This is a genomic window from Mesorhizobium tamadayense (genome assembly GCF_003863365.1).
GTDB classification, from domain to species: Bacteria; Pseudomonadota; Alphaproteobacteria; order Rhizobiales; family Rhizobiaceae; genus Mesorhizobium; species Mesorhizobium tamadayense.
The window spans coordinates 40,540-54,175 of record NZ_RQXT01000048.1 but is presented as its reverse complement, the minus strand read 5'-3'; the positions used below and the strand labels follow the sequence as shown (position 1 = coordinate 54,175).

Below are 13,636 nucleotides of genomic sequence, written 5' to 3'. Positions count from 1 at the left end.
ATGCTACTCCCCTATCACGCCGGCAATGTTCTGGTCGTAATCGACCAGCGAACCGGTCATGACGCCGGCCTGCGGGCTCAGCATATAGGTGATCAGCCGGGCAAGCTGCGCCGGCTTGACCAGTTGGCCCATCGGCTGCGTGGCCTCGGCCTTTTCCAGCCAGTCGTCCGGGGCATCGTGCCATTTCTTCTGCACGATCGCCTCGCCTTCGGTGTCCATCCAGCCGGGCAGCACGGCGTTGCAGCGGATGCGGTTCTGCCGATAGGAACTGGCGACATTCTTGGTCAGCGTCATCAGCGCGCCCTTGCTGGTCGAATAGGGCGTCAGGAAGGACTGGCCGGCATGCGCCGACATCGACAGCACGTTGACGATCGAGCCCGGCGCCTTACGCTCGAGCAGATGCGCGACGAGGCCCTGCATCAGGAAGAAGGGCCCGCGCACATTGGTTTCGAATATCTGGTCGAAAAGCTCCTCGGTGGTCTCGACCAGCGAGCCGCGCGCCGAGGTAGCAGCGGCGTTGACAAGCGCGTTCAAGGTACCGAAATGGTCGATCGCCGTCGCGACGGCGCGCTTGCAGTCGGCGACCTTGGCGACATCGGCACTGATGAAGATGGCGTCGACGCCGTTCTTCTTCAGCGCGGCGACCGCCTTGTCGCCTTTTTCCTGCGAGCGGCCGATGAGCGCCAGCGCGCGGCAGCCCTCGTCCACCAATGCCTCGGCAACCGCGAAGCCGATGCCCTGCGCGCCGCCGGTGACGATGGCGCGCGTTTCTGAATTGCGACCGGCCAACCCGTTCATCGCTCTGCTCCTGTAATCGAGTCCAAACAGTTCAATCGACGCGGACGGTCTTGCCGGTCTTGGCCGACTGCAGCGCTGCGTCCGCCAGCTTCAGCGCAATCAGCCCATCCTGGCCGCTCGGCGCCGCCTTCTTGCCCGCGGTTGCAGCGCCAATGAAAGCCGCGATCTCGTTGGCATAGGCGTCGATGTAGCGGGTCATGAAGAAGTCGTGCAGCGGCGGACGCGTGTAGCCCTTGTCGTTGGCGAGCTCGATCGACACCGGCCGCTGGTTCTCGGCCGCGACCATGCCCTTCGAGCCATGCACCTCGATGCGCTGGTCGTAGCCATAGGTGGCGCGGCGCGAATTGGAGATGACGGCCTGCCTGCCGGACGCGGTCTCGAGGATGACGCTGACCGAGTCGAAATCGCCCGCTTCGCCGATCTTCTTGTCGACCAGCACCGCGGCATGCGCGCTGACCGCGACCGGCTCCTCGCCGAGCAGGAAGCGGGCCATGTCGAAGTCATGGATGGTCATGTCGCGAAAAATGCCGCCGGAGCGGGCGATATAGTCGAGCGGCGGGGGGCCGGGATCGCGGGACGTAATGGTGACCATCTCGACCGCGCCGACGGCGCCGTCGTCGATCGCCTTGCGCACGGCGGCGAAATGCGGGTCGAAGCGGCGGTTGAAGCCGACCATCAGCGTGGCGCCCGCCTTCTCGACCACGGCCAGGCACTGCTCGACGCGCTTGACGTCGAGGTCGATCGGCTTCTCGCAGAAGATCGCCTTGCCGGCCTTGGCGAAGCGCTCGATGAGATCGGCATGGGTATCGGTCGGGGTGCAGATGATGACGGCGTCGATGTCCTTGGCCTGCTCGATGGCGTCGATGGTGCGCACCTCGGCGCCATAGGCCGATGCCAGATTCGTCGCCGCTTTCTCGAAGGCGTCGGCCACGGCCACCAGCTTGGCCTGCGGGTTGGAGGCGACGGCGCGGGCATGCACCTTGCCGATGCGGCCGGCGCCGAGAAGAGCGAAGCGGAGGGTCATGGAATTTCCTTTGAGCGTGGTTCTAACGTGTGTCCGCGCCCATCGGGACGCGGTCGATCTTCAAACAGCAGCCGATCGTGAACGATCAGCCGGCATGTCAGGCGGCCGCGAGTTGCGCCTCGCCGGTCTTGGCGCCGGTGATGTAGGCGACGATGTCGTTGCCGTCGGTGTCCTGCTTGCGCAAATTGGCGACGATGCGGCCGCGCCGGAAGACGACGATGCGGTCGACCAGGTCGAATACTTGCCGCATGTTGTGGCTGATCAGGATCAGCGGCTCGCCGTTTTCCTTCAGCGTGCGGATGATGTTTTCGACCTGCGCCGTCTCCTGCACGCCGAGCGCTGCCGTCGGCTCGTCCATGATGATGAGCTTGGAAGCGAAGGTCGCCGTCCTGGCGATCGCCACGCACTGGCGCTGGCCGCCCGACATGTGGCGGATGGTGCTGGAGAGGTTCGGAATCTTCACCGCCGTGCGGACCAATGCCGCCTCGGTCGCCTTGCGCATGTACTTGCGGTCGAGGATCGAGAACGGGCCGAGGTTGAACAACACCTTCTCGCGGCCGAGGAACAGGTTCGACGGCACGTCGAGATCGTCGGCTAAGGCGAGGTTCTGGAACACCGTCTCGATGCCCGCCTCGCGCGCCTCGATCGGACCGGCGAAGTTCACCTCCTTGTCGTCGAACCAGATCTTGCCGTCGGTGCGCTGCTCGACGCCGGTGATCTGGCGCACGAAGGTCGACTTGCCGGCGCCGTTGTCGCCCATGATGGCGACATGCTCGCCCTTGCGCAGCTCGAAATTCGCACCTTCGAGCGCATGCACGCCGCCATAGTGCTTGGTGAGGTTTTCGGTCTTCAGAACGATGTCGGACATGGTCAAGCTCCTATCGCCCGGCGGCGCTGGCGCCATTGATCGAGAACGACTGCGCCGACGATGATCACGCCCTTGACCATCTCCTGGTAATAGGCGTCGAGACGCAGGAAGGTGAAGCCGGAGATGATGACGCCGAAGATGAGCGAGCCGATCACGGTGCCGATGATAGACCCGCGGCCGCCCGACAGCGAGACCCCGCCGATGACCGCCATGGCGATGGCGTCGAGCTCGTACATCACGCCCATTCCGGCCTGTGCGGTGAGGTTCTTGGAGGAGAGCACCACCGCGGCGAGCGAGGCGAGGATGCCGGCGATGACATAGACCAGCACCTTGTGGTTGGCGATCTTGATGCCAGACATGCGCGCGGCGTCCTCGTTGGAACCGACGGCGTAGCAGTGCTTGCCGTATCTCGTGTAGGACAGGATTAGCTGGAACAGGATCGCCAGCGAGATGAAGATGACGACCGGCATCAGGCCCTTGCCTATGGCCGCGAAACTGTCGGTCGGGAACGAGATGGGCTGGCCCTTCGACCACCATTTGGCGATGCCGCGCGCGGTGACCATCATGCCGAGCGTGGCGATGAAGGGCGGGATGCGCGTGTAGGCGATCAGCGCGCCATTGACCAGGCCGGCCAGCAGGCCGCAGCCGATGGCGACCAGCAGCGGCACGATGACCGGCAGGTCGGTCCAGCCCTGTGCCAGGAACATCGCCTTGGGATTGGGGTTGCCGTTGACCGTCGCCACCTGGGCGAAGCTCATGGCGATCATCGCGGTGGCGCCAACGATCGAGCCCGAGGACAGGTCGATGCCGCCGCTGATGATGACCTGCGTGACGCCGATGGCGATGATGCCGACGATCGAAACCTGCAGGATGATGATCTGCAGGCGGGCCTCGTTGAAGATGCCCGTGGCGTTCTCGCGGGTGTTGAACAGGAAGCTGTCGCCGAGAAAGACCCGGCCGATCAATTCGAAGATGACGACGAGAATGACCAGCGCCAGGAAAACGTTGAACTCTGCCGGCCATGCACGCTTCTTCGCGTCGTAGGTCAGCCCGCCGACGCCATGAGATGTCTGTGCCATGTCTTTTCCTCCGTCGGCCGCGATCGCCCTCCCGCCCGTTCGGGCGGCTAGGGAATTTGGAGCGGCGCTGTGGTTCTGATCTGATGCGCCGCTCCACTCTTGTTTTGAGCAATTCCGGACGGAAAACCGTTTCACACTTTTCCTGGAATTGCTCTTGAGAAGCGCAGCCTCAGTTCTTCTTCAGGAACTTGTCGATGTTCGCCGGCGTGACGAGCTGGAACGGGATGTAGACCTTGTGCTCCACCTTCTCGCCCTTGGCGAGCTTCAAAGCCGCGTCGAGCGCGCCGGCGCCCTGGCCGGCCGCGTCCTGGAAGACCGATACATCGAGGTCGCCCGCCTGCATCGCGGCCAGCGCGTCCTGAGTGGCGTCGACGCCGCCGACCACGACAGACTTCATATCGATATTGGCGGCCTTCATCGCCTGGATGGCGCCGATGGCGCTTTCGTCGTTGTTGGCGATAACGCCGTCGAACGGCTTGCCAGCCGACAGCCAGTTGGTCATCAGGTTCTGCGCCTCGTCGCGCTTCCAGTTCGAGGTCTGCTTGTCGATGATCTTGATGAAGCTGCAGTCCGGCGTGGCGATCACTTCCTCGATGTCCTTGGTGCGCTGCACCGCGGCCTGGTTGGAAAGTTCGCCCATGATCACATAGACATTGGCTTCCTTCTTGCCGGCTTCCTTGAACAGGCGGCAGGCCTCCTTGGTCTCGAGCGTGCCGGATTCGGCTTCGTTCGAAGCGACGAAGGCCTGGTTGTCGGGCAGCGTGTCGACGTTGACCGGCTCGCGGTTGACATAGACCAGCGGAATCTTGGCCGCGGCGGCCGCGTCCGACATCGCCTGGGTGGCCGAGGTGTCGACCGGGTTGACGATGATGGCGTCGACGCCCGAAGCAGCGAAGTTCTTGATCTGGTCGAGCTGCTTGGCGACGTCGTTCTGCGCGTCCTCGACCTGCAACTGGACGCCGTCCATGCCCTTGGCCTGCGCGACCATGCCGTTGCGCAGCACGGTCAGGAAGTTGTCATCGAAAAGGGCCATCGAGACGCCGATCTTGGCGGCGAAGGCGGACGAACTCATCAGCGCCGAAAGCGCGACGCCCAAAAGCAGTTTCTTCATTTTAGTTTCTCCTCCACTTGGTGTCCGGCTGCACCGATTGAACCGGAATCCCCGATACTTTCCGGGGAATCTCTCCCTGCGCCCGTTCCCGACGGCGTTCTCCTTGCGCAAATGGAACGCTCGGTCCTCCGTTTGAAACAGACGCTCCGGAACGAAAGAACCAAAATGCCTAGTTGGTGAAATATTTATTCCATTTCGCGTGGAGACGTCAAGGGCGATTCGGAATGAAGATGCGGGATTTTCATTCCCGCTCGGTGCCAGGCAGGGGCCTGACCAAGAATTGCGAGGCCGTTGAACGGGGTTTTGCCCTTGTTAGAGCAGTGACGGAATCTTATCAGGCTGATGGATTACATCACCACGCCGGAGCCATTTAGATGTTCTCCGGGACATAGATGTCGAAGGGAAGGAAAGTCTGGCCGGGCGCATTGGCGGCGCCGCTCTCGATGGCATGCGCCATCAGCGCCACAAGCTCGCGGCAAAGGGCGGCGAGCGGCGTCGAGATCACCATGGTGAGGATGTTGTCGGCAAGTGCGGCACGCGACTCGGCGTTGATCTCGTTGCACACGACCGCAGGCATATTCGCCGGCTTCGCCGCTCTCAGCGCCGCGACCGCGCCTTCCATGCCGCCGCCGGCGACATAGCAGCCGGCAAGATCCGGATGCCGCGCCAGAAGGTCGAGCATCGCATCATGCGTCACCTGGTTGGCTTCCAGGTTGACCAGCGTCTCCATCACGGTGAAGTCCGGTGCGTGCTCGCGGAAATAGGAGCGGAAGCCGATCTCGCGCAACTCGTGGCCGTGGAAGCGGTGGCTGCCGACGAACAGCGCGACCTTGCCGGGCTTCTTGGCCGCCTTGGCGATCATCCAGGCCGCCGTGCGCCCGACCTTGCGGTTGTCGAGGCCGACATAGCCCTCACGGATGCCGGCGGCGAAGTCGGACAGCAGCGAAAAGACCGGCTGCCCCCTCGCCTTCAGCGCCTCCACAACCGCCGTCAGCGTCGGGTGGTCCGGACCGACAACGGCGATGGCCCGGGATTTCGCCGCCAGCCTGCGCATCTGGCCGGCGATCTCGTCGGGCGCCAGCGAAGCGGCGAAGTCGATCGTCGCGACACCGCGGAAGCGTTGCGACTGCGAGACCGCCAGCTCAAGCTCCCGCGCGAAATCGCCGTAGAAGACGTCATTGCCGCGCAGAAGCAGGAAGCCGAGGCGGTATTCCGGCAAGTCCTGGCGCATGCGCTGCTTGATCAGCCCGGCGGCGTGGTAGCCGATATCGGTCGCCGCCTCGTAGACCCGGCGCGCCGTTTCCTCGCGCACAGGCAAGCGGTTGTTCAACACCCTGTCGACGGTGGCGACGCTGACGCCGGAAACGCGCGCGAGATCGGTGATTGTCGATCGCTTTGCCATGAATGCTCCGTCGCCTGCCCAACTCAGAATAGCTCGTTCTGATATGAAATGATAGAATCTATCTTTGTGACATTGAGGCTATCATGGCTTGGCGCTATGGTGAAGTCGAAGCCAGCCATGCGCGAGCCCGGCATTGCCGAGAGCCGCTCGCCGGGCGGCGATGGAGGACCCCGCAATGGCGGCAATCACGTCTCCGGCAGCGGCCGGACGCGACTACAGCCTGACCGGACGCGACGCCAAGCTCGCGGTCGAGAACGGGCTGGCGGCGGCCGAGTGGTACCACACCGAGATCCCGCGCAAGCAGATGAAGGAGCTGATGCAGCGCTCCGACCAGCCGGCGATCCGCGACACCATCATCTGGCTCGGCGCGCTGATCCTCAGCGGCGCCGGCGGCGCCTGGTTCTGGGGCACCTGGTGGTGCGTCCCCTTCTTCTTCGTCTATGGCACGCTCTACGGCTCCTCGACCGATTCCCGCTGGCATGAATGCGGCCACGGCACGGCCTTCCGCACTCAGTGGATGAACGACGCGGTCTACCAGATCGCCTGCTTCATGATCATGCGCAATCCGGTGACCTGGCGCTGGAGCCACACGCGCCACCACACCGACACCATCATCGTCGGCCGAGACCCGGAGATCGCCGTTATGCGGCCGCCGGATCTCCTGCGCGTTGTCCTGAATTTCTTCGGCATCCCCGACGTCTGGCACGCAACGACCGACATGGTGCGCAACGCCGCCGGCGTCGTCAGCGCCGCGGAAAAGACCTTCATTCCCGAACAGGAGCAGCCGAAGGCCATCCGCGTCGCCCGCATCTGGCTCGCCATCTACATCGCGACCATGGCGCTGGCGCTCTACATGCATTCGTGGCTGCCGCTGATGCTTGTCGGCCTGCCCCGGCTCTACGGCGCCTGGCATCACGTCATGACCGGGCTGCTGCAGCATGGCGGCCTCGCCGACAACGTCATCGACCATCGCCTGAACAGCCGCACGGTGCTGATGAACCCGGTCAGCCGGTTCATCTACTGGAACATGAACTATCATGTGGAACACCACATGTTCCCTATGGTGCCCTACCACGCGCTGCCGAAGCTGCACGAACTGATCAAGCACGACCTGCCGGCGCCGACGCCGTCGATCCTGGCCGGTTACCGCGAGATGATCCCCGCCTTCCTGCGCCAGTTGCGCAACGAGGATTATTTCCTCAAGCGCGAGCTGCCGCCGACGGCCAAGCCCTATCGGGAAGAGCTGCACAACCACAATCCGATGGCGGCCGCGGCCGAGTGACCGGCCCGACGCAGCCTGCCATCAATTTTCTCGCCGGAGGACGACATGAGCGACTGGGTCGAGGCCTGCGCGGCCGGAGACATCGACGAAGAGGACGTGATGCGCTTCGATCACGGCGGCCGCACCTTCGCCATCTACCGCAGCCCGGACGACGAGTATTTCGCTACCGACGGCCTTTGCTCGCATGAAAAGGTGCATCTGGCCGAGGGGCTGGTGATGGACGACATCATCGAATGCCCGAAGCACAATGGCCGCTTCAACTACAAGACCGGCGATGCGCGCGGCGCGCCGGTCTGCGTCAACCTCAAGACCTATCCGGTCAAGGTCGACGCCGGCAAAGTCCTCATTCAGGTCGGGTGAGAGCCATGCAGGCGGGGATGGTGATCATCGGCGCCGGCGAATGCGGCGGGCGGGCCGCGCTTGCCCTGCGCGATCTCGGCTATGAAGGGCCGGTGACGCTGGTCGGCGACGAGCCGCATCTGCCCTATGAGCGGCCGCCGCTTTCGAAAGAGGCGATGACCAGCGAGGCGCCGGCCATCAAGGCGATCGCCAGCGACGAGCTTTTGGCCGAATGCTCGATCCGTCGCAGCCATTCCGTCCGGGCGGTCGCGATCGACCGCGCCGAACATGTCGTGCGGCTGTCCGACGGATCCTCGCTTGCCTACGACAAGCTGCTGCTCGCGACCGGATCCGTGCCGCGCAAGCTGCCGATGCCGGGCCTTGGGCCGCGCTGCGTCTATCTCAGGACCTTCAACGACGCGCTCGCCATCCGCGCCCATCTCAGTCCCCAAAACCGCGTCGCCGTCATCGGCGGCGGCTTCATCGGCCTGGAACTTGCCGCCGCGGCGCGCAAGCTCGGCGCGACGGTCACGGTCATCGAGGCGCAGCCGCGCATCCTGATGCGCGGCGTGCCGGCCGAGATCGCCGAGATCATCCACAAGGCGCATGAGGCCGAAGGCGTGACGATCCTCACCGGCCGGGGCATCGCGGCGATTGCCGATGACGGCGCAGAGGTTCGCATCGAGCTTGCCGAGGGACAGGGGATCGGCGCCGATCTTGCCGTGATCGGCATCGGCGCCATGCCGGTGACGGCGCTTGCCGCCGAGGCGGGACTTGCGATCGACAACGGCATCGCCGTCGACGGCATGCTGCGCACCGATGACCCGGATATCTTCGCGGCCGGCGACTGCTGCTCGTTCCCGCTCGCCATCTATGGCGGCCGGCGCGTGCGGCTGGAAGCCTGGCGCAACGCACAGGAACAGGGCGCGCTCGCGGCGAAGAACATGCTGGGCGCCAACGAGGCCCATGCCGCCGTGCCGTGGTTCTGGTCGGATCAGTACGGGCTCACGCTGCAGATCGCCGGGCTTTCCGACGAAGGCCGCTCGACCGTGCGGCGCGATCTCGACGACGGCGCCTTCATCCTGTTCCACCTGGCCGAGGACGGAAGGCTGGTCGCGGCCAGCGGCATCGGCCCCGGCAATGCGGTGGCGCGCGATATCCGGCTGGCCGAGATGCTGATTGCGAAACGGGCGACGCCGGCGCCGGAGGCGCTCGGCTCGCAGGCGGTCAAGCTGAAGTCGCTGCTGGCGGCATAACCCAGCGCTTTCATCAGGATTGAGGGGATCAGGGACATGGCACGCAGCAGACCGACCGTCGCCGATTTGCAGTCGCTGAAGGGCAAGCGGCAGCTCTCAAAGCTGCGCGTCTTCTCGCTGGAGGAGGCCGAGGCTGCCGAGCGCGCCGGCATCGAGATCATCTCGGTCCCCTATGATGTGATGTTCGACCCGCGCTTTCGCGACGCCGCGCCCACCTGCTTCGCCATTCCCGGCGACGAACGGCCGAAGATGGGCGCCACCACCGACGAGATCCTGCGCATGGCGGTGCAACTGCGCGCGGCCAGCGCCGACGCCATGTACTGCTCGGCCAGCCTGCAGACGATCCGCCGCCTGCGCGACGAGCACATCCCGGTCTGCGGCCATGTCGGCCTGATCCCGGCGCATGCGACCTGGACGGGCGGCTTCAAGGCGGTCGGCAAGACGGCCGAGAGCGCCGCCTTCGTCTGGAAGCAGGTCAAGGACCTCGAAGCCGCCGGCGCCTTCGCCGCCGAGATCGAAGTTGTTCCGGCGGGCGTCGCGAGCGCGATCTCAAGGCGCACGCCGCTGATCATGATCTCGATGGGCGCCGGCGCCGGCTGCGACGCGCAATATCTGTTCTCGGAAGACGTGCTCGGCGGCAATCGCGGCCGCTATCCGCGCCATGCCAAGCGCTACCGCGACCTCGCGGCCGAGTTCGAACGCATCCAGAACGAGCGCATCGCCGCCTTCCGCGAATATGCCGAAGACATCCGGTCGGGCGCCTATCCGGAACCGCGCCACATCGTCGAGGCAGACCCGGAGGAATTGGCCAAGTTCGAGGCATATCTCGCCTCGGAAAGCTACTGAGCAGCCCGAGCCCAGGGCCGCCTGAACCCCGGGGCCGCCCGAACCCAGGCCGTTAGAAAAGCGCCCTCAGCTCGTCCAGCTTGTCGTTGACCAGCCAGCCGTAATAGTTCTCCTCGGGCAGCTTTTCCGGTTCGCCTGCGGCGCGGCGCTGCTCGTTCTCTTCCTTCAGCGCATAGGCGCGCTGCTCGGGATTGCCGACATTGTAGAGCGTCGCTGTCAGGCCCGGATTGTGCGAGATGTCGAAGCCGGCGATGCTCTTGTAGGCATCGATCGACTTCCTGATCGTCGCGGCGACGTAAGGCAGCGTCAGGTCCGGATCCATGATGGTCTTGTAGACCGCGTTCGGATCGTTGACATCGAGCTCGGGCAGGCCGGAAACCTTGTGCACGAGGTCGCTCATCTGAAGCGCCGTCAGCGGGTTGAGCTGGCCGAGACCGAAGGTCTGGCCGGCATAATAGGGCTGGAAGAAGGTGGCGCCGAAACGGTCGTCGGGGAAGCTCGTCCCGTCGACGGTCTTGCCGCGGAAGGAATGGTTCCACACCTGCTCGCGGCATTCCCAAAGATCGTAGCTGTCGCCCGTGGCGGCGCATTTCCTGAATTCCGGCCGCTGGACGAAATCGCTGACGTCCTCCCCGTCATAGGCAAAAGTGAGCTTGCTCGACAGATAGGACATCGCCTTGACGTAATAGGTCTGCAGCCGGTCGTAGGCATCGACATTGTAGGTGTGCTCGCCGACGATGGCGCCGACGATGTGCATCGGATCGATGCCGTAGGCCGCCGCCGCCTTCCTGATCTTGGCGCGAAGCTCAGCGTCGCTCTGCAGCAGCGCGTAGACCTTGCGATACTTGGCCTGGAAAGTGGTGTTGGTGGCCTGGGTGCGCCGGCTGGAAGCGCCGGGAATATCCGGCTGCACGCTGTAGCGATTGCCCGGCGGCACCATGGTCGCCGCGCCAGCCGTTGCCACCGCTGCGGCCAGTGCCAAGCCAACAAAAAGAAGTATGCGTTTCTTCATCCACCGCCGCCTTCAAGTCGGCGGCAAACTAGGTAAAGCGCGCGGGAGAGTCGAGACAAGCAAGCCCTCGCCCGAAACAAAAGGTGGCCAGATGGTACCATCTGGCCACACATCGCCGGATTGCCGGCATTTGTCGTTAGAGGATGAACCGCGACAGATCGGTATTGCGCGACAAATCGCCGACATGCTTCTGCACGTAATCGGCATCGATGGTGACCGCCGTGCCGTGGCGATCCGGCGCGTCGTAGGAAATCTCGTCCAGAACGCGCTCCATCACCGTCTGCAGGCGTCTAGCGCCGATGTTCTCGACACTGGCATTGAGGTCGACGGCAATGCCGGCGAGCGAATCGATGGCGTTGTCGGTGAAGACGAGATCGACGCCTTCGGTCTTCATCAGCGCGATGTACTGCTTGATGAGGCTGGCCTCGGTCTCGGTGAGGATGCGGACGAAGTCCTGCTTCTCCAGCGCGCGCAGCTCGACACGGATCGGCAAACGGCCCTGCAGCTCCGGCAGCAGGTCCGACGGCTTGGAGACATGGAATGCGCCCGAGGCGATGAACAGGATATGGTCCGTCTTGATCGGTCCGTATTTGGTCGCAACCGTCGTGCCTTCGACCAGCGGCAGCAGGTCGCGCTGCACGCCTTCACGGGAAACACCGGCGCCCATGCCGCCTTCGCGTGATGCGATCTTGTCGATCTCGTCGATGAAGACGATGCCGTCGTTCTCGGCCGATTCCAGCGCCTGGCGAACCACCTCGTCCTGGTCGAGCAGCTTGTCGGACTCGTCGTTGACCAGGAGCGCATAGGAATCGCGCACCGTGGTCTTGCGGGTTTTGGTCCTGCGGCCGCCCATCGCCTTCGACAACATGTCGTTGATGTTGAGCACGCCGATGTTAGCGCCGGGCATGCCCGGGATCTCGAAGCCCGGCATGCCGCCGGTACCGGTGTCCGCCACCTCGATCTCGATCTCCTTGTCGTCGAGCTCGCCGTCGCGCAGCCTCTTGCGGAAAGAGTCGCGGGTGGCCGGGCTCGCCGTCTTGCCTACGAGGGCTTCCAGCACCCGTTCCTCCGCATTGATCTGGGCGCGCGCCTTGACGTCCTCGCGCATCTTCTCGCGCGCCAGGCCGATGGCGACCTCGACAAGGTCGCGCACGATCTGCTCGACGTCGCGGCCGACATAGCCGACCTCGGTGAACTTGGTGGCCTCGACCTTGACGAAGGGCGCGCCGGCCAGCCGCGCCAGGCGGCGAGAGATCTCGGTCTTGCCGACACCGGTCGGGCCGATCATCAAGATGTTCTTGGGCATCACCTCTTCGCGCATCTGGCCTTCCAGCTGCTGGCGGCGCCAGCGGTTGCGCAAGGCAATCGCCACGGCGCGCTTGGCGTCCTTCTGGCCGATGATGAAGCGGTCGAGCTCCGAAACGATTTCGCGGGGGGAGAAGGTGCTCATAGTACTCAAATTCCACTTTGCCACTGCTTGATGGTCTCGAACGGATGCAGCAGCATGATCACGTTGAGCGTCAGATTGTCCCGGATGATGTAGCCCGTGCCGAACTCGAAAATGAGCCCCAGGGCAACAATCATCCATATAGGGAGCTTTCGCGCCATCACAAATCCCAGCCCCATGAACAGCGTGTCGGAGACCGAGTTGATGACGCTGTCGCCATAATAGTTGAGCGAGATGGTGTCGGCGCGGTAGCGGTCGATGATGAAGGGGCTGTTTTCCAGGAGCTCCCAGCCGCCTTCGATGAGGACGGCGAAGGCCAGCCTCAGCCCGACCGGGGAGCGTGGGAACAGAGCCCACGCCAGCGCATAGAACAGGAAGCCGTGGATGATGTGCGAGAAGGTGTACCAGTCGGCGATGTGCTGGGAATTCTCCGAGCTGTTCACCACGCCGTGCCAGAGCTTGACATAGCCGCAGGTGCAGATCGGCGGATGGCCCATGCCGTAGAGGGTCCCGGCCTGGAAAATGACCAAAGCGAGCACCAGCAGGAGCCCCATGCGCCAGCTGTCCTCATAGGCCGAAAGCGTCTTGTCTTCCCCGGATACGGTCATTGCGGTCAGTCCCCCTCGTTCGTGTCGGCTTCGGCCGCGTCGACGGCCATCAGCACGACGTCCCCATATTGCGATTGCCTGCGGCCGATCGGCCTGAAGCCGGCCTTTTCATAGGCGCGGATGGCGCGGCCATTGTCGGGATGCGGATCGATGATGACGCGCGGCGCGCCTTCCTCGAACAGCGCCTCGACGAACTGGCGGACAATGGCCGAGCCGTGGCCGATGCCGACAAGATCGGGCGGGCCGATCGACAGATCGATGCCCAGCGTGCCGAATGGCTGGTCGGCGTAAGGATGGTCGTCCTCAAGATGCGGATCGTAGCTTTGCAGGTAGGCGATCGGCCTGCCGTCGAGCTCGACGATCAGCGGCTCGACCGAAACCGAACCGATATGCCCGCGGATCTCGGCGATTTCCCTTTCCGGATCGTCCCACCATTCGGCGATATGCGGCTCTGCCAGCCAGCGGGCGATCATCGGCAGGTCCCTTTCGGTGACCGGCCGAAAATCGTAGCTATCTTCCTGTTCGACCATGATCTTTTCCGAACCGGAGGTCAGCGAGGCAAAG

Annotated in this window: 14 protein-coding genes; 4 read left to right on the top strand and 10 right to left on the bottom strand. The window is 64.2% G+C overall.

What is annotated here, in order from left to right; all coding sequences use genetic code 11:
• Positions 1-3: 3 nt before the first annotated feature.
• The 6 genes from EH240_RS28895 to EH240_RS28870 form a co-directional block, all read right to left on the bottom strand.
• On the bottom strand, positions 4-798 hold the full coding sequence (locus EH240_RS28895; RefSeq protein ID WP_125004977.1) for an SDR family oxidoreductase: 795 nt from the start codon (positions 796-798) through the stop codon (positions 4-6).
• A 31-nt stretch (positions 799-829) separates the two neighbouring features.
• Positions 830-1,822, bottom strand: a complete 993-nt coding sequence (gene iolG, locus EH240_RS28890) for an inositol 2-dehydrogenase (RefSeq protein ID WP_125004975.1) — start codon at positions 1,820-1,822, stop codon at positions 830-832.
• A gap of 97 nt (positions 1,823-1,919) precedes the next feature.
• The gene (locus tag EH240_RS28885; protein WP_125004973.1) at positions 1,920-2,690 is read right to left on the bottom strand and encodes an ATP-binding cassette domain-containing protein; all 771 of its coding nucleotides are present in this window, start codon (positions 2,688-2,690) and stop codon (positions 1,920-1,922) included.
• A gap of 2 nt (positions 2,691-2,692) precedes the next feature.
• On the bottom strand, positions 2,693-3,769 hold the full coding sequence (locus EH240_RS28880; RefSeq protein WP_125004971.1) for an ABC transporter permease: 1,077 nt from the start codon (positions 3,767-3,769) through the stop codon (positions 2,693-2,695).
• A 169-nt stretch (positions 3,770-3,938) separates the two neighbouring features.
• A complete protein-coding gene (locus EH240_RS28875) occupies positions 3,939-4,880 on the bottom strand; it encodes a sugar ABC transporter substrate-binding protein (RefSeq protein WP_125004969.1) in 942 nt (313 codons plus the stop codon).
• A gap of 370 nt (positions 4,881-5,250) precedes the next feature.
• On the bottom strand, positions 5,251-6,282 hold the full coding sequence (locus tag EH240_RS28870) for a LacI family DNA-binding transcriptional regulator (RefSeq protein ID WP_125004967.1): 1,032 nt from the start codon (positions 6,280-6,282) through the stop codon (positions 5,251-5,253).
• Between the two features lie 175 nt (positions 6,283-6,457).
• Between EH240_RS28870 and EH240_RS28865 the strand changes: the two genes are divergently transcribed.
• From EH240_RS28865 to EH240_RS28850, 4 genes are read left to right on the top strand one after another with little or no spacing between them, the layout of a single operon-like run.
• Positions 6,458-7,564 (top strand): fatty acid desaturase family protein, encoded by a 1,107-nt coding sequence (locus EH240_RS28865; protein WP_125004965.1) that lies wholly within the window; start codon positions 6,458-6,460, stop codon positions 7,562-7,564.
• Positions 7,565-7,609: 45 nt separating this feature from the next.
• Positions 7,610-7,924, top strand: coding sequence for a MocE family 2Fe-2S type ferredoxin (locus tag EH240_RS28860; RefSeq protein WP_125004963.1), 315 nt, complete (start codon positions 7,610-7,612; stop codon positions 7,922-7,924).
• A 5-nt stretch (positions 7,925-7,929) separates the two neighbouring features.
• Positions 7,930-9,159, top strand: a complete 1,230-nt coding sequence (locus EH240_RS28855; RefSeq protein ID WP_125004961.1) for an NAD(P)/FAD-dependent oxidoreductase — start codon at positions 7,930-7,932, stop codon at positions 9,157-9,159.
• A gap of 36 nt (positions 9,160-9,195) precedes the next feature.
• On the top strand, positions 9,196-10,005 hold the full coding sequence (locus EH240_RS28850; protein WP_125004959.1) for a 3-methyl-2-oxobutanoate hydroxymethyltransferase: 810 nt from the start codon (positions 9,196-9,198) through the stop codon (positions 10,003-10,005).
• A gap of 52 nt (positions 10,006-10,057) precedes the next feature.
• Here EH240_RS28850 and EH240_RS28845 read toward each other — a convergent pair whose 3' ends face one another.
• The 4 genes from EH240_RS28845 to EH240_RS28830 form a co-directional block, all read right to left on the bottom strand.
• Entirely contained in the window at positions 10,058-11,017 is a 960-nt protein-coding gene (locus EH240_RS28845; protein ID WP_125004957.1) for a DUF1402 family protein, read from the bottom strand.
• 136 nt (positions 11,018-11,153) lie between these two features.
• Positions 11,154-12,467, bottom strand: a complete 1,314-nt coding sequence (gene hslU / locus EH240_RS28840; RefSeq protein WP_125004955.1) for an ATP-dependent protease ATPase subunit HslU — start codon at positions 12,465-12,467, stop codon at positions 11,154-11,156.
• A gap of 5 nt (positions 12,468-12,472) precedes the next feature.
• Positions 12,473-13,072, bottom strand: coding sequence for a DUF2585 domain-containing protein (locus EH240_RS28835; RefSeq protein ID WP_125004953.1), 600 nt, complete (start codon positions 13,070-13,072; stop codon positions 12,473-12,475).
• 5 nt (positions 13,073-13,077) lie between these two features.
• Positions 13,078-13,602, bottom strand: coding sequence for a GNAT family N-acetyltransferase (locus EH240_RS28830; protein ID WP_167484201.1), 525 nt, complete (start codon positions 13,600-13,602; stop codon positions 13,078-13,080).
• Positions 13,603-13,636: the final 34 nt, after the last annotated feature.